Below are 22,593 nucleotides of genomic sequence, written 5' to 3'. Positions count from 1 at the left end.
GGCGATGCGGGCGTTCCTGTCATGGCGGGGGCCTTTTCGGAACGGCCGGACTGCGAGGGAAAAAACGGGCGGTTTCCGCCGTTCCGGGGCATCCGGCGGGAAGAAAAAACGATAAATGCCTCGAATCGGGCCGAATGTGCCGGAAAGCCTTTGGGCAGGAACCGGAATTTTCGTAACTTGCAGTCGTTTTAGACGGGCGGTCTCGGAACGTCGAGGCTTCCGGACGCCGCCGCGAAAAATGCACAGGAGAAAAATCGTCAAATATACGCTCCGCACGCTGCTGGGCCTCGTCGCGGCGCTGGTCCTGATTCCCGCATCGCTCTATATCCCTGCGGTGCAGGACTTCGTGCGCGTCCGGGCGGAACGGTCCGTCGCCCGGTCGCTCGGCATGGAACTTTCGATCGGCCGCATCCGGCTCGCTTTTCCGCTCCGCCTGTCGGCGGACGACGTGCTGCTGAGACAGCGCGGGGACACGCTTGTCCGCTGCGGACGGCTGTCGCTCGACGTCGCCCTGCTGCCGCTGCTTCGCAGCCGGGCGGTGATCCGCAATTTCGAACTCGGGGATTTCGCGGCCCGTTACCGCGATTCCGTCGCGGGAACGGACATGCGTCTTGCGGCCGGAAGGCTCGGGGTGTATCTCGCCCGGGTCGATCTGAAGGCCGGGACGGCCGATGTCTTCCGGGTCGCGCTGGCGGACGGGGATGCGGCGATCGGCCTGGAGGTCCGGGAGACCGCGGAGGAGCGGCCCGACAGCGCGGCGGCCCTGCCGTGGAAGATCGCCGTAGGGCGGATTTCGGTGGCCAATACGGCCTTTCGGATGCGGACCTCGCCCGACCCCTCGGAGCTTTCCGTGCGGCTGGCCGAGGGCGAGGTGAACGACTGCCGCGTCGGACTGGACAGTGCGCGGGTCGAGGTGGCCGGCGTGCGGCTGACGCGCGGCGTGTACTCCTACGTTGCAGCGCCGTCCCGGGAGGTTGCACCGGAAGAGGGGAGCGCTTCGGAGCGCTCCGCGGAATTTGCGGCGAAATCCGGCCCGGGACATGCTGCGGAAGATGCCGCAGAGGGTGCTGCCGGCGCGCCGCAACCCTGGACCGTCCGCGTGGGGCGCGTCGAACTGGCGGACAACCGCGCGGCCTACGGCACGATGGGGCATGCGCCTGCGGCGGGATTCGATCCGGAGGCGGTCTCTCTCTCGGCGCTCAATCTCACGCTCGATTCGGTGTATAACCGGGGAGGCGACATCGCCCTGCGGATCGAACGGCTGGACTTCGCCGAGCGCAGCGGGCTGGCCGTGCGTTCGGCCTCGGGACGGTTCGTGAAGGACGGCGGGGCCGTGTCGCTGGAGGGCTTCCGTCTCGCCACGGCTTCGTCGCGGATCGACGCCGACGTGCAGGCGGGCCCCGGGGCGCTCGGACTGGCTCCCGCAGCGGAGATCGGGGCTGCGCTCCGCGCCGATCTCTCGACACGGGACATGCGGCTGCTGTTCCCTGTTCCGGAGGCGCTGGGCGACCGCGAGGTGAGCCTGTCGCTGACGGCCGCCGGGACATTGGCCGACCTGCGCCGGATCGGGCTGGAGCTCTCCGTGCCCGGGCATGGCGGCCTGCGGGCGGAAGGCAGGGCGAAGAACCTGCCGGAAGGGCGGGCGGCGGCCGTTTCGGTCCGTTTCGAGGGGGATTTCCGCGAACTGGAGTTTCTCGAAGCGTTGCTGCCCGACACGGCGTTGCGCCGCCGCGTGGCGATTCCCGCGCGGATGACTCTGCGCGGCGCGGCGGAGCTGGACCGCGGTGCGGTGGCGGCGGATGCGGCGCTTGAGGTCGGCGGAGGCAGCCTTTCGGCCGCGGGACGGCTCGATCCGGCGGCTGAGACCTACGAAGCGCGGGTGCGGTGCGACGGCTTCCCGCTCGGGGCGTTCCTGCCGGCCGATTCGCTCGGGACGGTCGATTTCGCGGCGGAGGCCCGCGGCGCGGGTTTCGATCCCTTCGCGCCGCAGACGACCGTCTCGGTGAGCGCCGGAGCGGAGCGTCTGGAGTATGCCGGACGCGATTTCGGCGGCATCGGGATCGACGCCGTGCTGGAGGGCGGCCGCCTTTCGGGCCGGATCGCCGATCGCGACGAGGCGCTGCGTCTGGCGCTGGACCTCTCGGGAGAGGTGACCCGCGAGCGACAGTCGGTACGGCTGGCGGGGCGTGTCGCGGAGTTCGATCTGGCGGCGCTGGGCGTGACGCCGGACCGGATCGGCGGGGCTTTCGGCCTCGACTTCCGCGCCTCGGCCTCGCAGGAGGGGACCTATGCCGCCTCGCTGGCGCTGGACAGTATCGGGATACGCAACGGATACCGTACCGACCGCATCCGTCCCACGAGCGTGGCCGTCGGGGCCGACACGGCGTCGGTCCGGGCGTCGGTCCGGTCCGGGGATTTCGTACTGACGCTCTCGGCCCCCGCGTCGCCCGATTCGCTCCTCGCGGCCGCAGCGCGCGCCTCGGAGACGTTGCGGCGGCAGTTGCGGGAACAGGCGTTCGACATGGAGGAGCTGCAGGACGTGCTTCCGCGCTTCCGGTTGCAGGCCGAGGCCGGACGGAACAACATACTCAACAATTTTTTGCGGACGAAGGGCGCTTCGTTCCGGGGACTGCATGTCGCCGGAGCGAACGACGGCGCGGAGCCTTTGTCGCTTCGGATGCGTGTGGACGGACTGGACGCCGGGGGCGTCGTGCTGGACACCGTGGCGCTGGGGATCGCGCGAGAGGAGCGGCGGCTCGCGTACCGGCTCGGGGTGTCGAACGCCCCGGGGCACCTGGACCATGTGGCGCAGGCGGCGCTCTACGGGCATGTCGTGCGGAATACGGGGCAGGTGAATTTCCGGCAGCGGGACCGCGCGGGGCGCGAGGGTTTCCGCTTCGGGTTCGACGTGGAGTGGACCGATTCGCTGGTGCGTGCGGGCATGACGCCGCTGCGTCCGCTTTTCGGCTCCGAACCCTGGGAGGTCAATGCGGGGAATTACGTCGAATACGGGTGGTACGACCGCCGCATAGCCGCCGACCTCGACATGCGGTGCGGCGGGGGGCGCTTCGCTCTTCGTTCGGTTCCGTCCGACGACGGTGAGGCGGAGTCCCTGCGGCTCGATGTCGCGGGCGTCGGGATCGGAGCGGCGCTCGGGATGCTCCCGGCGCCTCCGCCCGTGGACGGCGTGCTGGGTGCGGGCGTCGTGCTGGAGATGCGCTCCGACAGCCTTGCCGTCCGGGGCGACGTCTCGGTGACGGAGCTGTCGTACGGGAAGCAGCGGTTCGGCGACGTCGCCCTCGGCGTGCGCTACGGGCAGGGCCGGGGCCGGCGGGCCGATGCGCGGGTGACGCTCGACGGCAGCGAGGTGTTCGCCGCGCACGGCGACCTGCGCCCCGACCGCGACGAACCGCTGGACCTCACGCTGACGGTTCCCGGATTCCCGTTGCAGCGCCTCGACGTCTTCCTGCCCGCGGATCTGTTGCGGCTGTCGGGCGAGGTGCAGGCCGCAATCCATGTGGGAGGCGCTCCGGAACGGCCGAAACTCGACGGCGGGGTGCGTTTCGCCGCGACCGACGTGCGCGTGCCGATGATCGGGACTTCGTTCCGCCTTGCCTCCGACACGATCCGGCTGCGCGACGGCCGCATGCTGTTCGACGACTATGCGCTGACCGGCCCGAACCGGAAGCCGCTTACGGTCGCCGGAACGGTCGATCTGTCGGATTTCGGCCGTGTCGCGGCCGACCTCGCGCTCCGGGCTTCCGACTTCCAGTTCGTCGATGTCGCGCGGCGGGAGCGCACGGCGGTCTATGGCAAGGCCTTTCTCGATCTGGACGTGACGGCCAAGGGACCGGTCGATGCGCTCGTCGTCCGCGGCCGCGCCGCCCTGCTGGGAGGCACGGACATTTCGTATGTCATGCAGGACTCGCCGATGGAGGTCAGGGAGCGGCCGCAGAACGTCGTTACGTTCGTCTCGTTCCGCGAACTGGACGAGGAGCCGGCGGAGCAGGCGCCGCCGCGGGAGATGTCGGTCGGCGGGATGGACGTGCATCTGGACGTGGACATCAACGACGACGTGCGGGCCGGCGTGGACCTTTCGGCGGACGGCAGCAACCGGATCGACCTGCAGGGCGGCGGGAGTCTGACCTATACGATGAACCCGCTGGGCGATACGCGTCTTGCGGGCCGTTATGTCCTTTCGGGCGGCATGGTGCGCTACAATCCGCCCGTCATTTCGCAGAAAACCTTCAAAATACGTCCCGGCGGCTATGTGGAGTGGATGGGGAACATCGCCGATCCGACGTTCAGCCTGACGGCCGTGGAGACCGTCCGGGCCAGCGTCTCGTCGGACGGGCAGAACAACCGACCGGTGAATTTCGACATCTCGATCCGCATACGCAACACGCTCGCGGACCTTTCGGTGAGCTTCGACCTGGCGGCTCCCGAGGACCTCGCCATGCAGAACGAGCTCAACTCGCTGACGGCCGAACAGCGGGCCAGCCAGGCGATGAACCTGTTGATATACAACACTTATTCGGGTCCGGGGTCGTCGGCGACGGTCGCTTCCGAGAATCCGCTCAACTCGTTCATACAGAAGGAACTGAATCAGTGGGCGCAGAACAGCCTGAAAGGTGTGGACCTTTCGTTCGGCATCGACTCCTACGGCGAGGACGATCCCAACGGACAGCGCACGGACTACTCCTACCGTCTGTCGAAGAGTCTGTTCAGCGACCGCGTGCGGGCGGTCATCGGCGGGCGGTTCAGCACCGGCAACGACCCGTCGGAGAATCTCCGGGAAAACCTGATCGACGACATTTCGCTCGAATACATGCTCACCAGGCGTGACAACATGTTCATCCGCCTGTTCCGCCATACGGGCTACGAGAGCATTCTCGAAGGGGAGATCACCGAGACCGGCGTGGGCTTCGTCATCCGCAAGAAGCTGCTCCGGCTGACCGATCTGTTCCGTCCGGCGAACCGGAAGGAGAAAAAGAAGGAGGAGAAACGAGATGAGACCGCAGTGCATGAATGACCGCCCGATACTCCGCACGGCCGCCGTGGCGCTGGCCCTCGCGTTTGCGGCCGCCTGCTCCACGACGCGGCGGCTGGCGTCGGACGAGGTGCTCTACACGGGCGTCGGAAAAATCCGCATCGAACCCGACTCGGGCGTTACGGTCTCTCCGGCGGCCGCTTCGGCGGCCCGGGAGCCGCTTTCGGTAGCTCCGAACAATCCGCTTTACAGCCCTTATGTGCGGACGCCGCTGCCGATCGGACTGTGGGCCTACAATTACCTCTACACGCCTCGGGAGAAGGGTTTCAAATACTGGTTCTACAAGCGGTTGGCCAAGGAGCCGGTGCTGATTTCGAAGGTGCAGCCTTCGCTGCGGGCGAAGGTCGCGGAGCAGGCGCTCGAAAACCACGGCTATTTCGGCTCCCGGGCCGCGGATACGCTGCTCTACCGCAAGCGGGGGCGGAAGGCCCGGGTGAGCTACCGTCTCCGCGTGGCGCCGCCGTGGCATTACGAGGGGATCGCCTATCCGACGGCGGGCGGTGCGCTGCAACCGCTCCTCGACAGCCTTCGCTCCACTTCGCTGTTGCGCGAAGGGGCGCAGTACAACCTGGATACGCTGACGCTCGAACGCCGGCGGATGGCGCAGTCGCTCCGCGAACGGGGGTATTACTATTTCCGGCCCGAGTACCTCGAATACCAGGCTGACACGACCCTTTCGCCGCGCGGGGTCGCGCTGCGCCTGAACCTCAAATCCGATGCGCCGGCCGTGGCGCTCAAACCCTACCGTGTGGGCAAGGTGACGGTCCGGCTGACCGACCCGAAACCCGGCAGACCCGATACGCTTCGTCTGCGGGGAGCGGAGGTCATCGCGCAGCGGCCGATGCGGATCCGGCCCCGGCTGCTCTCCCGGGCGCTGACGCTCGAACGCGGAGAGCTGTTCACCGTCGGGGCTCAGGACCGCACGCTGACCAATCTGAACAAGCTGGGCGTTTTCCGGTCGGTCTCGCTGAATGTCGCGCCGGTCGATTCGCTGCGGGGCTCCGACACGCTCGATGTCGGAATCGACGCCCGCTTCGACTATCCGCTCGAAGCGGCCCTTGAAACGGACGTCACCTCCAAGTCGAACAGCTTCCTCGGCCCCGGCATCGCCTTCAAAGTCAGCAACAACAATCTGTTCCGGGGCGGCGAGGTGCTGTCGGTGGCGCTCAACGGTTCGTACGAATGGCAGACGGGCAACAAACGTTCGGGCGGCCGTTCTTCGCAGCTCAACTCCTACGAGCTGGGGCTCAATGCGACGCTCAACGTCCCGCGGCTGCTCGTGCCGCAGTCGATGCTGCGCCGGCAGCGCTATCCCGGGAGCACCTCCTTCCAGCTCGGGGCGGACCTGATGAACCGGCCCGACTTTTTCCGGCTCGTGGCGTTCAGCGGGTCGATGGGCTACAACTTCCGGACCTCGCCGTACAGCCGCCATGCGCTGACGCTCTTCAAGCTGACCTACAACAAGCTGCTGCACACGACCGAGGAGTTCGACCGCACGATGGATGAGAATCCGGCCATCGCCATGAGTTTCCGCAACCAGTTCGTGCCTTCGATCGGCTATACCTACACTTTCGACCGGACCTACGGCGCCGCGGGCAATCGCCGCCTCGTCTGGCAGAACAGCTTCACGTCGGCGGGCAACCTGCTCGCGGGCGTGCTGCGGGCCTTCGGCGAGAAGCAGCCGCAGGAGTTGTTCGGCAACCGCTTCTCGCAGTTCGTCAAGGAGGTCAGCGAGTTGAAATTCTACCACCGCATCGGACGGCGGAACAACTGGCTGGCCGCACGGCTGTTGATCGGGGTGGGGTATGCCTACGGCAATTCCGAGGTGATGCCTTACAGCGAGCAATTCTACATCGGAGGCGCCAACAGCATCCGGGCCTTCACGATCCGTTCGATCGGCCCGGGAAGTTACCGTCCGCCCGCCGGCGACCGCAACGGCTATCTGGACCAGACGGGTGATTTCAAGCTGGAGGCCAACGTAGAATACCGTTTCGCCATTCTGGGCAAGCTGGGCGGGGCCGTGTTCCTCGACGCCGGAAACGTCTGGCTGCTGAAAAAGGACCCCAAGCGTCCGGGAGCCGAACTGAAATGGAAGGGGCTGCTCGACGAGATCGCCCTGGGAACCGGCTTCGGCCTGCGGTACGACATCAGCTATCTGGTCATCCGCGCCGATCTGGGGATCGGGTTGCATACGCCCTGTCCGGATCCCGACAAGCGGGGGTATTACAACCTGTCCAGCTTCCGCGACGGGCTGGGTTTCCATCTGGCCATCGGCTATCCCTTCTGATTCCGCAATACGACACGTCATGAAAAACAACCTGCTGACCGAACAGCTCGTCTATAACGGCGAGAGCCGCACGAAGACGCACATCCACCTGATCCGCTATTCGCCTTCGGGGTTCGAGGAGAGCCTCTGCGACGACTTCGCGGCCGCCGTGACGGCTGCGGCCCCTTCCGACAAACTCTGGGTCCGGGTTCACGGGCTGGAAGACGCCGCCTGCATCCAGGAGGTCTGCACCCGTTTCGGGGTCGATTTTCTGGTCGTGCAGGACATTCTCAACGTGGAGCATCCGAGCAAGGTCGAGGTTTACGACGATTTCAATTTCGTGGTTTCGAGCGTCTTCGTCGGCGAACGGGTCGTGCGCGTCCGGCTCGTGCAGGGGCCGAATGTCGTGCTGAGCTTCACCGAGGGGGAGTCGTCGTTCTACGACGACGTAGCGGAGGCTCTGCGGCGGAACGTGCTGAAGATACGTTCCCGTTCGTCGGACTATCTCTTTTCGGTGATGATAAACGAGCTGACGGCGAACTATATTTCGGTGGCCATGTCGATCGGCGACGATCTGGAGGATCTGGAGTCCGAGCTGATCGCGGCGGCCGACGGCCGCGGTATCGGAGGCCGGTTGCAGATACACCGCCGCCGGTATATGGACCTCAAGCGCGTCGTGCTGCCGCTCCGGGACCAGTACACCAAACTGCTGCGTTCGGACGCCGGACTGATCCATGCGGCCAACCGTCCCTTTTTCAATGACGTGAACGACCACTTGCAGAACGCTTCGCAGCTCATCGACGGCTGCCGGGAAACCCTTTCGTCGCTCATGGACCTCTACACGGCCAACAACGACATGCGGATGAACGACATCATGAAGCGGCTGACGATCGTTTCGACGATCTTCATTCCGCTGACCTTTCTGGTCGGCGTCTGGGGGATGAATTTCCGCCACATGCCCGAATTGGAGTGGCGGCACGGTTATGCCGTGGCGTGGGGCGTGATGCTGGCGGTGGGGGTTGCGGCCTACTTCGTTTTCCGGACCAAGCGGTGGCGGTAGGCGGAGTCTTTTCCGGGACCGGGCCGGCGCGCCGTCACGCCGAATGACAAGGAAGGTCCGGACTGGTATGGCTGTCGTTGGTCGAGGGGCCCGGTTTGGCCATGCGAACGGCCGGGAAAGGGTCTGACCATCCCTTTCCCGGCCGTTCATCGGTGTTTAGATATGGTGCGGATCAGCGGCTGAGGCGCACGAACACGTTTTCATAGGGTTTGAGCGTGAGCGATGAGGTTCGTATGCCCAGCGGTTCGTCGAGGACATTCACCACCTCGAACGTCAGCGGATTCCCTGCGGCGTCGAGCAGCGTGAGTTCGGCCTGGCGGCCGTCGGTCTCGCGGAGGTTCACCAGCACGGCGCCCTGCCCGGTCCGCGACGGCGAGCACGAGGTCATCAGCACGTGGTCGCACCCCGTGCGGAAGAACGACTTCGACCGGGCTTTGCCGTTGTCGGCTCCCGCCGCCGGCATCACGCGGGCATAGAGCGGAATGCGGTTGCTCCAGCCGAAGGCCGAAGCCGCGGCGTTCGACGTATCGGCACACGAGGTGAGCGTGTAGCTCCAGTTGAGCTCGCCCTCCTGCGAGGCGCGGAAATTCGTCGTCCAGTAGTTGTTCGTCACCCACGAGAAGAGGTGCGGCTTTTCATAGGTCCGCGGCTGGCGGTAGGGATCGTTCAGCAGTTCGCCCATCATGAAGAGCGGCATGGCGTCGCAGCTCACGAGGATTTGTGCCCGGTCGTTGCGCACCGAGACGAAGTTCTGAACCGTATTCCACGATGCCGTGGTTCCGGGAATCTGGTTCTCGCCGGCATAGACCACGCCGCCCGGCACGTCGAATGCCAGCCGGCCGCCGTCCAGGGCGAACGGGAAGGCCACGTAAAGAGCCGACGGATCGGTCTCGGGAAGACGGCGCGCCGTATAGTGGAGGTCGATGCGCTTGACGTCGTTGTAGAGGCGCATCTCGACGCGCACGCCGAAATCGGGGTCGCATCCTTCGGCCGTACCGCGGAACGAAACCGTCGTATAGATGTCTCCGGCGGCCGCGCCCGTGAACCGCACGTCGCGCAACCCCGAACGGCGGTAGCGTTCGAAGACCTTGCGCTCCATCTGGTGGCGGTCACCCTCGAGCGACTCGTAGATGAAGTCGCCCAGTTTCCATTCGGCATCGCCATCGACCAGCTCCAACTCCAGTTCCTTGTCCACGAGCGAGCGGATGCCGCCCGTCAGGGGATCGAATTCCAGCCGGTAGAAGTCGTTCTCGACCACACGATCCGCCGGCTCGAAGGCCTCGGGTTCGGCGGCTCGGCCCTCGTCGAGCACCACCTCGTAGGTCTTGTAACCCATCGCCGGAATCCGGTCGGCCCAGACGGCGTAGTAACGCCCCTCGCTGCGCGAACGGATCGGTTCGACGGAGAGTGCGCGGCCCTGTTCGTCGAGCAGACGGAAGGCTCGGTCGCGCGGGATCACCTCGAAGTCGATATAGACGGTCGTCAGCGCCGAGCGCTCCCAGCCCAGCGGATTGAAGAAGGTCAGCGTAGGACGCTCCGAACGGTGCAGGTCGCCCTGAAGCCGGCCGATCGAGGTTTCGTAGAGCATCTGCGCGCTTTTGAGCGCCTCCCAGACGTAGGAGCCCTTCTCGGCCCACTGCACCTGCGAGTTCTCGCACTGCGGATCGCTGATGCTCTCCGCAGCTCCGAACGTGTGCTCGTCGTAGAAGAGCAGGTTCTCGTGGATGCGGCGCAGCTCGTCGTGCGTCCCTTCGACGCCCCGGTCGCCCGCCATGCCGGCCATCGAGAGCATGCCGCCGATGGCGATCATGTCGGACTGCGTTTTGCGCGAAGCCGCCGTTTCACGGGCGGCCGAGCCGAAACCGTCGGTCCACCAGTCGGGATAGGCCGCACGGTAAACGGGAAGGCGGTCGCCGTATTTCGTATTGATTTGCTCGAGGAATTCATGCACGGTCGCACTGCGCAGTCTGGGCCATGCATAGTGCTCGTTCCAGTCGCGGATCAGCGCGCACTCCTGCATCGACGGAGGCGAATTGTCGGTGGAGTATCCCGAGTACTGCGCCGCGACGAGCGGGAAGTCGTAGCCGCTGCGGCGCAGTGAGCGGATGTAGGAAAAGACGCCGTTGCGGACTCCCTCCATGTCGCCGCGGTCGATGCCCCAGAAGTTGGCCGTCATGTAGTGGTCGGCGCGGAACGAGAGCAGACTTTTGCCTGAGGGCGACTCCCAGCGGTAGAGCGTCGGACGGTCGAAGGGGATCAGGGCGCGGTGGCCGTTCGACCCCATCGACAGGTACTTGACCCCGACATCGGGCAGGTAGTCGGCCAGGCACCACGCCACGCCGTTCACGTCGTCCTGCATGGCCGTCTCGACCGGAATGCCCAGTTCGTGAAAGCGGGCGATCGGTGCCAGGAAAGTCTTGTAGGCGTTCTCGCCCGAGAGTTCCGACATGTTGAAGAACATGGCCGTCACTTCGATCTGACCGTTCTTCACGAAGCGCAGGAACCGATCGACCTGCTCGGCGGGGCGGATGCGCAGCCATTCGCGCACGGCCCACGAGGCCTCGCACGTCCAGCGGAATTTCGCATCGTCGGGATAGTCGGCCGTCGCCTCGCAGTACTCGATGGCGTAGTCGATGTATCGCAGGTGTTCGGTGAGGATCTCGGTCTGCGGCTTCGTATAGCCGATGTCGGTATGGGTGTGCTGCACGAGGTAAACCGTCCAGCGCTCGGCCGGAAGGATCTCCGTCTCGACCGAACGGTCGCCGTCCGGCGTCCTGAGCGCGAAGCGCACCCGGCGGCCGTCATACCCCTCGGGGATACCGACCTGCATGCGGTTCAGGCCCGGGGCGAGCTTCAATTCGCCGCCCGCTTTTCCGTCGTAGCTCCACGCCGTCTTGCGGGGCTTCGCGTCCCAGTTGGCGATGTCGAGCGTTACGGGATGGAGCAGTTCGTCCCGGGTCCGGCCGTAGATCAGCGCCGGTTCGGACTCGGCCGCGAAGAGCGAAATGCCGGTACTCGCCGGGGCACTCTCCACCGGAGTCGAAGCCTCGAGTGTCACGGCGTCAAGCACCATCCAACTGCCCGAAACCGAGCGGACCGAGAGGATGTTGTCGCCCGGGCGGAGCGTCCCGGCCGGAATTTCGACCTCGGCGCAAAGGCCCTTCGACGAGGTTTTGCGCGTGTCGAGGTAGTTCTGGTCGGCGCCTGCGGGGGTCTGGACCTCCGTGCGGAAGTCGTTGAGGGCGATCTCGAGCCGCGGGGCCGAGCCGCTGTGCACCTCGACGAAGTCGAACCTCAGCCTCAATGCGGCTCCGGGATCGGCCTCACGGACGCCGAAGCGGACCAGCAGTCCGCCCTGCGGGTTGCCTGCCCAGGCATCGGAGGGCCCCGGGATGACGAACGGAACGTCCGAAGCCGAACTGCGCCCGACCGTGTAGAGCGCCGTGCACCCGGGGAAACGTTTCGAAATGTCGGAATAGCTGTCGCCGTCGAGCGCGAACTCGGACGACGAACCGTCGGTCTTGCCGATCTGCCACAGCAGCACCGGATACGGGCGGGCCCAGAGACCCGACCATATCAGTGTCAGCAGTACGGAAAGCAACATAAATCTGCGGTTTGTCATGCGTTGTGTGTTTTTATGCGTGAATGTTCTCCTGTTCTATTCGGCGTCGAGCCATGCGACGTCGGTCATTGCGGCCACGTACGACCCTGTCTCGTCGGTGATTTCCGTACCGACGTTGAGCGTCAGCGGCCAATAGGCCGTCAGCCCCTCTTCCGTGCCGGTGAACGAGCACTCCACGTCGGAAGCCACCTCGTCGGCCGTGCGGGCATCTTCCCAGATCGAGACATGCTGGATATCGCCGCGCATGTAGCGGTCGCTGTAATAGGGCGAGGTTCCCAGTTGCAGGTCGGAGGCCGACGCGGCCAGCGTGCCGCAACTTACGGAGCTCACCTGTTTGCCGTCGAGGTAGAAGACCATCTTGTCTCCCGCCGCATAGGTCGCCGCGATGTGGTACCACGTGCCGAGTTCGATCGTGCAGCATCCGCCGCCGTTCCAGTTGTTGATGTCGGCATCGTAGATGTAGAATTGCAGTTGATCGGCGTTGTTGCGGACCATGAAGCCGCCGGCGCCCGATTCGTTGGAGACGATGCACTGGTCGCCCGGAGCGAACTCCGAGAAGCGGACACGCATCTCCACGGTGAAGGCATCCTCCAGTCCCCAGCCGGACGAAGCTCCCAGGTTCATCTTCGATCCCAGAGCGAAATGCGGGATACCCGGTTTGACGATATTCGCGTTGAAGGCCGCGATGGCCTCTTCGAGCCGTTTCGCCGCATTGGCGTAACCCTCCTCGCGCGAGGTGTTGTTCATGATGAAGTAGGCCTGGTCGATCCATGCCTGCAGGATCTTCTTCGACCCCGGGGCGATATCGCCCTCGGAGGTTCCCTCCTCGACTTCGGCGACGAGCGTCTCCGCCTCGCGGATCACCTCCATGAGCGTCCGCTGCGCGTCCGACGCCTCATCGTCGCTGCACGACGCGAGGAACAGGCCGGCACAGCAGAGCATCAGCGCCAATCTTTTGACTATCGTTTTCATAATTGTCTCGTTTTATCTTCGGTCGGAATGTATTCGGTTAATTGTAGCCTTCGTTCTGTCCCAGCGTCGTCCAGTCGGGCATGCCGTCGAACTGCGACTGCGGAATCGGGCGGACCGCATGATAATCCCGTATGTTGTCCGCGGCGTCGGGGTTGTAGAGTGTCACACGTTCGACGAGTTTGCCCAGACGCTTCAGGTCCAGTCGGCGCTGCCACTCGCCGGCCAGCTCGCGGGCCCGCTCCTCGAGGATGAAGTCCACGTTCATGTCGTTCTCGGTGACGGTCATCGCATCGCGCCACGCCTCATTCTGTGCGGGGTCCTCCGAATCCTTGCGGATGGCCCGCTCGCGCAGCGTCATGATGTCCCGGGCGGCGGCTTGCAGATCGGGGTCGGTGCGGCGGATGTTGGCCTCGGCGCGGATCAGGTAGAGTTCGCCCAGACGGATCACCGGGTACGAACGGTCCGAGAGCGTGGACATGTTGCCCGGACGGGTGTGGTCGTAGAATTTGGTCATGCCGATGAAGGTCCAGCGGTCCTGCGGAATACCCTTGGCATCGTACATGTCGTTGCGGTCGAAGAACGTGTAGCAGGTCTTCATGCGTTGGCGCTCGAATTCGGGCAGCACGTCGGGACAGCAGTAGAGCGCCGTGTCGATGTACTCGCGCCACCGATTGTCGGGGAACTCCGAACGGTCGTCGGCCGGGTCGTTGTAGTACCATACCCACTGGTGCAGATCAATCCAGCGCAGGTCGGCATCGCGGTTGAAGTTGTCGATGTAGTAGAGCGACGGGATGGCCTGGCAACCGCCGTAGCCGGTCCACCCGAGCATCGTCTGCACACCGGGGAAGCGGTCGATGTACATGGCGTACCATTGCCAGTAGCCGTTGCTCTGCGCATAGGACTCGTCGTTGGTGAAATTCGTCGTCCAGATGAACTCGTCGTTGGTCTTGTCGTCGGCCCAGAGGTCCTTGAGCGATGGCGTCAGCTCGAAGCCGTAAGGCCCGTCGATCACCTCGGAGGCCAGCCGTTCGGCGTCCTCGAACTGCTCGTGGTAGAGGTACATGCGCGCCAGGAATGCCTTGGCCGTCGGCATGTCGATGCGGCCCGCCTCGGAGGTGCGCTCGTCGGGCAGCATCCCCTCGTTGACGACCTGCTCCAGACCGCCGATGATCTCCTCGTAGAAATCCTCGCGCGTGGAACGGCGGGCCTCCATGCCCTCGGTCTTGTCCGTCGTGCGGGGCAGGTACGAGTCGCCCCATGTCTCGGTGATGATCCACAGGAACATCGACCGCATCACAAGCATTTCGGCCTTGCATTGCAGTTTCTCGGACTCGTCGGCAAAAGGCGTCGTGTCGATGGTCTCCATGAACATGTTGATGTTGGCCAGCGCCTTGTAGCAGTGGTTCCACAGCCACGAGACATTGCCGTTGTTGGCATCCAGACCGTAGTAGTCCGTAAGACCCGTATCGCCCTGATTCTTGCCGCGCAGGAAGAGGTCCGTGCCCAATTCGGTCATCAGCGGCCACTGTCCGTCGCCGCCGTAGAGGTTGTTGATCTTCGTATAGGAGAGGTTCACGAATGCCTTGAGTCCGTTCTCCTCGTTGAAAATGTCGGTGGTCGATCCGTAGGACTCCTCCTCCAGAAAACTTTCGCAGCCGGTGACGCCCGCAAGCAGCGCGGCGGAGGCGAGGATCGTTGCTGTCTTTTTCATGGTCGTTGTGTTTTAGGTTTAGAACTGGACGCTGGCTCCGAAAATGTAATAGGATTCCCACCACGAAATACCGCCCTGGTCGCGGAACCGGCTGTATCCCCACGGATCGTTCATCGTGAAGTAGAAGCGCGTCTTCTTGACGATACGGCCCATCCACCGCTGCGGCAGCGTGTAGCCCACCGTGATGTTGCGGATGTTCACGTAGTCGTTGTCGTAGTAGCCCGCAGCGTCGAGGTACTTGATCGACTGTCCCTCGACCGGACGGGGATAGCGGTCGGTCGGATGCTCGGGCGTCCAGTAGTCGATCTTGTAGGTGTTCCAGCGGCCCAGTTGGTTGGCCCAGCCGCCCGTACTGCGGCTGTCGTAGGCCAGGGCGCCGAACTCACCGTAAACATCGACCGAGAAGTCGAGGTTCTTCCACTGGCCGCTGATCGACAGTCCGCCGACCCAGTCGGGGCGCGTCGTGCCGAGAATGGTGCGGTCGTTGCCGTCGATCACGCCGTTGCCGTCGAGGTCGGCCACCTTTACTTCGCCGGGCTTCTGCCCGTAGAGGGCGGCCAGATCGGCCTCGTCGAGTTGCCAGATGCCCACCTGCTTGTAGTTGTAGTGTACGCCGTTCACCGGATAGCCCACGAAAAGGTTGTTGTTCAGGTCCTGCTTCATGCCGGGATCCTGCAGACGCACCAGCTCCTCCTTGTTACGGTAGTAGGAGAGATTGACGTTGAGGGTGAAGTCCTTCTTCTGGATGGGAACCGTCGAGAGCGAAATCTCCCAACCGCGGTTGCGCGTGTCGCCGATGTTCGTCCAGGCCTGGTTGAAGCCCGTGGTGTAGGGCAGCACCTTCAGGTAGAGCAGGTCGTAGCTCTTCGAGTCGTAGTACTCGACCGTACCGAAGATGCGGCCGTTCAGGAACCCGAAGTCCAGACCGATGTCGAGCATTTTGTTGCGTTCCCAGCCCAGATCGGGCGCCGGGCGCGTCGAGGGCTCCAGACCCGGAAGGTGGGTCTCGCCGCCGAATCCGAAATTGGCGTAGCAGCCGTAGAGCGAACCGAGCGTGGCGTAGGCCGCGATCGAGTAGTTGCCCGTCATACCGTAGCTGGCGCGCAGTTTGAGGTTGGTGATCCAGTCCGCGTTGTCCTTGACGAAACGCTCCTCCGAAATGCGCCATGCCACGGCGGCCGAGGGGAAGAAGGCCCACTTGCTGCCCGGCGAGAGCTGCGAGGCGCCGTCCTCGCGGAACGAAGCCGTCACGATGTAGCGGTCGTCGAAGGTGTATTGCAGGCGGCCGATGACCGAAACCATCTGGTTGCGGATGAATCCTGAACCGATCGTCTTCGAATCGGTCAGACGGTTCATGTTATACCACAGATAGGCGGGCGATTCCTGGTCCTTTCCCGACATCGAGGAGTTCACCGTCTGACGGTTCTGCATCTCGAAGACGGCCGACACGTCGATGGCGTGCCTGCCGAAGGCCTTCTTGTAGTTGAGGATGTTGTTCCATACCCAGTCGGCCTTGCGGTTGTTGTGCATGCCGGCGACGTTGCGCTCGTCGGTGTAGCCCACGCTGCGGTTGTCGTAGTAGTAGCCGCGCGACGAGAAGGCCGGCGTGTAGGCGAAGTTGGTGTTGAAGGTGAGTCCCTTGCAGAGGTCCACCTGTGCGAAGAAACGCATGTAGATCTTCCACTCCTCGGTCTTGTCCTCGTAGGCTCCGTCCGTTTCGTTCATGTAGGGATTCTTCACGAACGGGTCGCCGAACGGATACTCGTTGTAGGAGCCGTCCTCGTTGTAGATCGGCGTCAGCGGCGACATGTGGAGGAACGTGTCGAACATGTCGGGCTTGTCGTGGCTCACGTTGTAGAAAGCACGGTTCGAGATACCCACCTTCAGGAACGGCAGCACCTGATGCGTCAGGTCGGTGGTCAGATAGAAGTAGTCGCGGCGGTCGCCCTCGTAGCGGCCCTCGTTGTTCTTGTAATTGAACGAAACCTTGTACTGGGTCTTCTCGTTGCCCGAGGCGATGGTCAGCGAGTGGCTGTGCCACAGGCGTTTCTGGTTGAAATAACGGCCCATCCAGTCGGTGTCCATCTTGCCCATGTTGGCGATCTCGGCCCCGAAGAAGGCCTTGCTGTCGTCCTCGGGCGAGTTCCACGCGCCGGCGGCGCGGCTGGCTTCACGCTGGAAGGCGATGTACTCGTCGGCATCCATCACGTCGAGCGTGCCCCGGTTATTGACGCCCACGCCCACGAAACCGTCGTAGATAACCTTCGTCTCGCCTTTCCTGGCCTGTTTCGTAGTGATGAGGATCACGCCGTTGGCGCCCTTCGCTCCGTAGATGGCCGTCGAGGAGGCATCCTTCAGAATGTCGATCGACTCGATGTCGCCCGGGTTGATCGAGGTGAGCGTCTCGTCGTAGGGAATACCGTCGAGCACGATCAGCGGGTCGTTGCCCGCGTTGGTCGAACGCGTGCCGCGGATGCGGATCGAACCTCCGTCGATGCGGATGCCGGCCACACCGACCAGGCTGGTGGTCAGGTCGTATGCCGGAATGCGGGCGATCTGTTCGGCCGATACCGAAGCCACCGATCCGGTGATGTCCTTACGCTTCATGGCCGTATAGCCCGTCACCACGACATCTTCCAGACCGATCATGTCCTCGCGCAGCGTCACGTCGATTCGTGTGCGCGTCCCGACCTTTTCCTTCTGCGACATCATTCCGAGGAAGCTGAATTCCAGTTCGTCGTCGCTTCCGACCCCTTCGATGCGGTAGGCGCCCGAGGCGTCGGTCGATACGCCGAGCGAACCGCCCACGACGGTCACGGCCGCTCCGGGAATCGGATCGCCCTTGCCGTCGCGGACCGTTCCGCCGACGGTGCGTTCCCGTGCGGGGGGGGGAACTTCGGTCTGCGGCATGGCCCAGACCGGTTCCGATCCGGCTGCCGACGTTCCGGGCAGCAGCGAGACCGCCAACAAAAGGACCGCGCACTTTCTGAAGATTCCGCCCGATCCGTCCCAACGGGTCCGTGCGTAATTCTGGTACAGATTCTTCATAACAAGTTCATTTAGGTTAGATTTTTTATGTTTGAATCATATATATTTGTTCATACATATATGAACAACGCAAATATAGAGATAGATTTTCAAAAATGCAATACTTCGGATATTTTTTCATCGTTTTCCGGTTCCGGACGACTTGGTATGAGTGAAAACCGACGCAGGAAACTCTGCCGATCCGTTTAAAAAGAGAGCGGGCTCCGACGGGTACGACCCGCCCGACGCCCGCGTCCGGAGCATTCCGCCGTTCGGCGCAAGGTCCGTAGCCCCGCTTCCGGCATAATTTCCGCCTCGCGGAGAAGCGGTGGAGAGAAGCGGATGCAAATATCATCTGTTTCACCTGTTGTACGTACATAAACGGGCAGGACCTGCGATAAGCCCGATGCCGGTTGTCCGGGTGGTCGCTCATGTCGGCATTGTCCGAACCCTCGAGGCCGAGCTGCCCGGCCGGCCCGTCGAGCGGGCGGATGATCTCGCTGTCGCCCGGCTTTGCCGGGATGCCCGCCCATCGGCCACCTCGACGGTCCGGGTGGGCCGTGGCGCGCTCCTTCGACAGCGCGGTCCGGTCGGCCGTGATCCGAAGGGTACTGGAACGGTCCGAAGAGCGGATCGCACAGGACGGGAGCCGCGCCCCGAGGCGTCGCATTTCTCGGCACGCGGAACGCCAGCCGTTCGGCGATGCGATCGATCCGGTCGGCATGGGGCGCTTCGGGACGGTAACCGCCGAACATCGGCCGGTTGATCTATGTGCACGCCCTGTCCAAGGTCTGTCGGATGCCCGGCGGGCCTTGTCTCCGACGACCGAAGTTCCGAAAAGAGCGCCCGAAGGCCGGAAAAATCGCGCGAACAATTGCATAATTAAAAAAGATTCATTATGTTTGTACATATAAAAAATAAACATACATATATTCATGAATACATCGCTGCACACACGTTCGAACTACGACAAGTTTCCGGCGACGGAAACGGAAGGCCGCATCTGGCGCGGCTGGGAGGAGATCGGCGCTGAGCTCGTACGATGCACCGATATCGAGCGTCCGCTGGTGGTGTTCGACACCTACCACGGCGTATGCGACGAGGAGTTGACAGGGGCGCTTGCCCGTATATGGCCCGAGGCCGAGCTGATCCGCACCGAGGAACTTTTCCGCGACGAACGGCAGATCCGCTCCATGACCGACCCCTATGTGACCGACGACGAGTTGTTCGGCTATCTCACGCCGCTCGGCCTGGCCGACTTCTTCGACCCCGAACGCCTGAACGAGGCCCGGGAACGGATCCGGCATCGTGAACGCCGGACGATCGTCTATGGCAGCGGTGCGGGCTACGTCGCACCGAATGCCGACCTGACGCTCTACGCCGACATGGCCCGCTGGGAGATTCAGCGGCGTTTCCGCGCCCGTGCCATTCACGGACTGGGTGTGGACAACTCGGCAGAAAGCCCCGCCCGGCAGTACAAGCGCGGCTACTTCAACGACTGGCCTGTGCTGGACAACCACAAGAAGAGCCTCTACAACCGCGTCGATTACTGGATCGACACGCACCGTCCGGGGCGTCCGCTGATGATCGCGGCCGAGACCTTCATGCAGGGTATCGGGCGTACGGTGCGTCGTCCGTTCCGGGTCGTGCCGTTCTTCGACCCTGCGCCGTGGGGAGGCCAGTGGATGAAGGAGGTCTGCGACCTCGACCGCAGGCAGGCCAATTTCGGCTGGTGCTTCGACTGCGTTCCGGAGGAGAACAGCCTGCTGCTGCGCGTCGATGGCGAATTGTTCGAGATGCCGGCTCAGAACCTCATTTACCTTCGTGCGCAGGAGCTGCTGGGCGCCGCCGACCGCCGGCGTTTCGGCGAGAGCTTCCCGATCCGTTTCGACTTCCTGGACACCATCGGCGGAGGCAACCTCAGCCTCCAGGTCCATCCCACCGACGAATACATCCGCCGTACGTTCGGCATGCGCTACACGCAGGACGAGAGCTACTACCTGCTCGATGCCGAGCCCGGCGCCTGCGTCTATCTCGGCGTGAAACGGGGCGTCGATCCCGAAGAGATGCTCGCGGCGCTCCGCACGGCCCGGCGGGGAGACTCGGCGTTCGATGCCGAGCGTTTCGTGAACCGCTTCCCGGCCCGCAAGCACGACCACTACCTGATTCCGGGCGGTACGGTCCACTGCTCGGGAGCCGGCGCCATGGTCCTTGAGATCAGTGCCACGCCCAATATCTTCACTTTCAAAATGTGGGACTGGGGCCGCATGGGGCTCGACGGCAAACCCCGCCCGATCAATATCGGCCACGCAGCCCGCGTCATCGACTGGACGCGCGACACGGACGAGATACTCCGCCGCCACTGCAACCGCTTCGAACCGATCGCCGAGGGCGAGGGCTGGCGCGAGGAGCGCACCGGACTGCACGAAGCCGAATTCATCGAAACCCGCCGCCACTGGTTCACCGGTATCACGCCCCACACGATGCAGGGCGGCGTCGAGGTGCTCAACCTGGTCGAAGGCGACGCCGCCGTCATCGAGAGCCCTGCGGGAGCGTTCGAACCCTTCACGGTGCACTACGCCGAGACCTTCATCATTCCCGCTTCGATCGGCAGCTACACGATCCGGCCGCTCGTTCCGGGTACGTTCTGCGGTACGGTCAAGGCTTATGTACGACACTGACAACAACTAATATACGATCGACCATGTACGAAACCGACCCACGTATCGTCCTCACGCTCGACGCCGGAGGCACGAACCTCGTCTTCTCGGCGATCGCCGGTAACCGCGAGATCGTCGGCCCGATCCATTTTCACTCGGAGCCGGAAGATCTCGACCGCATGCTCTCGACTCTCGTCGAGGGATTCGAAGCCGTGCGGCGGCAGCTTCCCGGAGCACCCGTCGCCATCAGTTTCGCCTTTCCCGGACCGGCCGACTACGCCCACGGGATCATCGGCGACCTGCCCAACTTCCCGTCGTTCCGCGGCGGTGTGGCGCTGGGACCCTTCCTCGAACAGAAGTTCGGCATCCCGGTGTTCATCAACAACGACGGCAACCTGTTTGCCTACGGCGAGGCCATTTCGGGCGCCCTGCCCGAGGTGAACGCCCTGCTCGAACGTTCCGGATCGACCAAACGCTACCGCAATCTGCTCGGCGTGACGTTCGGTACGGGATTCGGCGCCGGCGCCGTGATCGACGGCCGGCTGCTGACCGGCGACAACGGATGCGGCGGCGACGTCTGGGTATTCCGCAACAAGCACCACGAAGGCATGATCTGCGAGGAGAGCGTCAGCATCCGCGCCATCCGCCGTGTTTACGGCGAGCTGACCGGCGCGGACACCGTTCCGCTCACCCCGCGCGACATCTTCGACATCGCCGAAGGAAGGCGCGAGGGCGACCGCGATGCCGCACGAGAGAGCTTCCGCCGGTTCGGCGAGGTGGCCGGCGACGTCATCTCGCAGGCCCTCACGATCATCGACGGCATCGTCGTGTTGGGGGGCGGCCTGACCGGAGCGGCCGAATACTTCATGCCCGCTCTGCTCGCGGAGATGCGCGGCGAGATCGGCTCCTTTGCCGGCGACCGCTTCCCGCGGCTACAGATGCGGACCTTCGACCTCGACACACCGGAGGAGGCCGCGGAATTCTTGCGTGAGAAATCGGTGCCGGTAGCCGTTCCCCGCTCCGAAAAGCGCGTCCGCTACCACCACGTTCGCCAAACCCCCGTCGTCCGTTCGAAACTCGGCGCCAGCCGGGCCATCGCACTGGGGGCCTACGCCTTCGCCATCGCGGAGCTCGACCGGAGGCAATAGGACCCGGCAGCAATTATGCCCGGCATCGGCCGACCGCTGCGTGGACCTCGTCACTCACCGCGGCACGCTGCGTACCGCCTCGCCCGACGCCCTGCCCGCAGTCGTGGGAGAACGCAACGCCCTGAACCGTTCGACCGAACGGCCCGACCTGCGCCAGGACGTACATTTTTGCCTCGACGACGACCTCTGGGGCACGAACTTTTCCATGCGGCGGGGCGGCGATATGCGCTGCCGGTTCCGGACGGAGTGGATCGGAGAGACGGAATGTTCAGAGAAACCGTGAAAATTAGTGCAAAACGATTATCTTTGTACTGGCGAATCCAACTACCGACAGAAGATGAACGCACAGATTGATTTTTCGAGCAAGACGCCCTATCACGTGCAGGCGGAACATATCCTGCGCCAGATGATCAATACCGAGAAATACCGTTCGGGAGCCATCCTGCCCAACGAAGTGGAACTCGCACAGGAGCTCAAGATATCGCGCAACACCCTCAGACAGGCCATCAACCGGTTGGTGAACGAAGGCCTGCTGATCCGCAAGAAGGGGGTGGGCACCACGGTCAATACGCTGGGCAGGGCCAGCAGCAACGCCCGCAACTGGATGAGTTTCTCGCAGGAGATGAAGGCGCTGGGCATCACGATCAAAAATTACGAACTGCATATATGTTGGGAACAGGCCGCTCCCGAGGTGACCCGGTTCTTCCGGGTGGCTTCCGACATGCGCATGTTGCGCATGTCGCGCGTGCGCGGCAGCGAGCAGGCGCCGATCGTCTATTTCTATTCCTATTTCAACCCCGCCATCGGGATGACCGGCGAGGAGGACTTCACACAGCCTCTCTACACGATGCTCGAACAGCGCTACGGCGTCATCGTCCACAAGTCGGTCGAGGAGGTGAGCGCCATGCTGGCCGACGAGGAGCTGGCCGCCAAACTCGGCATCAGGGTCGGCGATCCGATTCTCAGGCGCAAGCGGCTGGTGCTCGATGCCACGGGATTCCCCGTCGAGTTCAACGTCGGCTATTACCGTGCCGATTCGTTCACCTACCGTATCGAAGCCGAGAAATAACCCGAACG

11 protein-coding genes are annotated in these 22,593 nt (G+C 63.8%); 7 read left to right on the top strand and 4 right to left on the bottom strand.

Annotated features, from left to right (window positions below; translation table 11 throughout):
• Positions 1-238 precede the first annotated feature (238 nt).
• From KB554_RS01640 to corA, 3 genes are read left to right on the top strand one after another with little or no spacing between them, the layout of a single operon-like run.
• On the top strand, positions 239-5,032 hold the full coding sequence (locus tag KB554_RS01640; protein WP_211034780.1) for a translocation/assembly module TamB domain-containing protein: 4,794 nt from the start codon (positions 239-241) through the stop codon (positions 5,030-5,032).
• Positions 5,025-7,337 (top strand): BamA/TamA family outer membrane protein, encoded by a 2,313-nt coding sequence (locus KB554_RS01635; protein WP_211034956.1) that lies wholly within the window; start codon positions 5,025-5,027, stop codon positions 7,335-7,337. Before KB554_RS01640 ends, KB554_RS01635 begins: the two co-directional genes overlap by 8 nt.
• A gap of 19 nt (positions 7,338-7,356) precedes the next feature.
• A complete protein-coding gene (corA, locus tag KB554_RS01630; RefSeq protein WP_211034779.1) occupies positions 7,357-8,376 on the top strand; it encodes a magnesium/cobalt transporter CorA in 1,020 nt (339 codons plus the stop codon).
• Between the two features lie 172 nt (positions 8,377-8,548).
• Here corA and KB554_RS01625 read toward each other — a convergent pair whose 3' ends face one another.
• From KB554_RS01625 to KB554_RS01610, 4 genes are read right to left on the bottom strand one after another with little or no spacing between them, the layout of a single operon-like run.
• The gene (locus tag KB554_RS01625) at positions 8,549-11,980 is read right to left on the bottom strand and encodes a polysaccharide lyase family protein (RefSeq protein WP_211034778.1); all 3,432 of its coding nucleotides are present in this window, start codon (positions 11,978-11,980) and stop codon (positions 8,549-8,551) included.
• Positions 11,981-12,034: 54 nt separating this feature from the next.
• Entirely contained in the window at positions 12,035-12,970 is a 936-nt protein-coding gene (locus KB554_RS01620) for a LamG domain-containing protein (protein WP_141429627.1), read from the bottom strand.
• 37 nt (positions 12,971-13,007) lie between these two features.
• Complete coding sequence (locus tag KB554_RS01615; RefSeq protein WP_141429628.1) at positions 13,008-14,681, bottom strand: RagB/SusD family nutrient uptake outer membrane protein; 1,674 nt, start codon at positions 14,679-14,681, stop codon at positions 13,008-13,010.
• A gap of 18 nt (positions 14,682-14,699) precedes the next feature.
• The gene (locus KB554_RS01610) at positions 14,700-17,729 is read right to left on the bottom strand and encodes a TonB-dependent receptor (RefSeq protein WP_242116224.1); all 3,030 of its coding nucleotides are present in this window, start codon (positions 17,727-17,729) and stop codon (positions 14,700-14,702) included.
• Between the two features lie 914 nt (positions 17,730-18,643).
• Here KB554_RS01610 and KB554_RS01605 point away from each other — a divergent pair.
• The 4 genes from KB554_RS01605 to KB554_RS01590 are packed head-to-tail and all read left to right on the top strand — an operon-like array spanning position 18,644 to position 22,585.
• Positions 18,644-20,389, top strand: a complete 1,746-nt coding sequence (locus tag KB554_RS01605) for a class I mannose-6-phosphate isomerase (protein WP_211034777.1) — start codon at positions 18,644-18,646, stop codon at positions 20,387-20,389.
• Positions 20,390-20,412: 23 nt separating this feature from the next.
• Entirely contained in the window at positions 20,413-21,516 is a 1,104-nt protein-coding gene (locus KB554_RS01600) for an ROK family protein (RefSeq protein WP_211034776.1), read from the top strand.
• A 40-nt stretch (positions 21,517-21,556) separates the two neighbouring features.
• Positions 21,557-21,799, top strand: coding sequence for a hypothetical protein (locus tag KB554_RS01595; RefSeq protein WP_211034775.1), 243 nt, complete (start codon positions 21,557-21,559; stop codon positions 21,797-21,799).
• Positions 21,800-21,853: 54 nt separating this feature from the next.
• Positions 21,854-22,585, top strand: a complete 732-nt coding sequence (locus tag KB554_RS01590; protein ID WP_141429633.1) for a GntR family transcriptional regulator — start codon at positions 21,854-21,856, stop codon at positions 22,583-22,585.
• Positions 22,586-22,593 lie beyond the last annotated feature (8 nt).

The sequence above is a fragment of the Alistipes sp. Marseille-P2263 genome (assembly GCF_018101075.1).
GTDB classification, from domain to species: Bacteria; Bacteroidota; Bacteroidia; order Bacteroidales; family Rikenellaceae; genus Alistipes; species Alistipes dispar.
The sequence above is the reverse complement of the archived record's forward strand: the minus strand, read 5'-3'. Positions and strand labels throughout refer to the sequence as shown.

What these genes read in the sequence shown, in the direction of transcription:
- KB554_RS01640 (WP_211034780.1), top strand. Translation starts at nt 239, where the DNA reads ATGCACAGGAGAAAAATCGTCAAATATACGCTCCGCACGCTGCTGGGC.
- KB554_RS01635 (WP_211034956.1), top strand. Translation starts at nt 5,025, where the DNA reads ATGAATGACCGCCCGATACTCCGCACGGCCGCCGTGGCGCTGGCCCTC.
- corA (WP_211034779.1), top strand. Translation starts at nt 7,357, where the DNA reads ATGAAAAACAACCTGCTGACCGAACAGCTCGTCTATAACGGCGAGAGC.
- KB554_RS01625 (WP_211034778.1), bottom strand. Translation starts at nt 11,980, where the DNA reads ATGTTGCTTTCCGTACTGCTGACACTGATATGGTCGGGTCTCTGGGCC.
- KB554_RS01620 (WP_141429627.1), bottom strand. Translation starts at nt 12,970, where the DNA reads ATGAAAACGATAGTCAAAAGATTGGCGCTGATGCTCTGCTGTGCCGGC.
- KB554_RS01615 (WP_141429628.1), bottom strand. Translation starts at nt 14,681, where the DNA reads ATGAAAAAGACAGCAACGATCCTCGCCTCCGCCGCGCTGCTTGCGGGC.
- KB554_RS01610 (WP_242116224.1), bottom strand. Translation starts at nt 17,729, where the DNA reads ATGAAGAATCTGTACCAGAATTACGCACGGACCCGTTGGGACGGATCG.
- KB554_RS01605 (WP_211034777.1), top strand. Translation starts at nt 18,644, where the DNA reads ATGAATACATCGCTGCACACACGTTCGAACTACGACAAGTTTCCGGCG.
- KB554_RS01600 (WP_211034776.1), top strand. Translation starts at nt 20,413, where the DNA reads ATGTACGAAACCGACCCACGTATCGTCCTCACGCTCGACGCCGGAGGC.
- KB554_RS01590 (WP_141429633.1), top strand. Translation starts at nt 21,854, where the DNA reads ATGAACGCACAGATTGATTTTTCGAGCAAGACGCCCTATCACGTGCAG.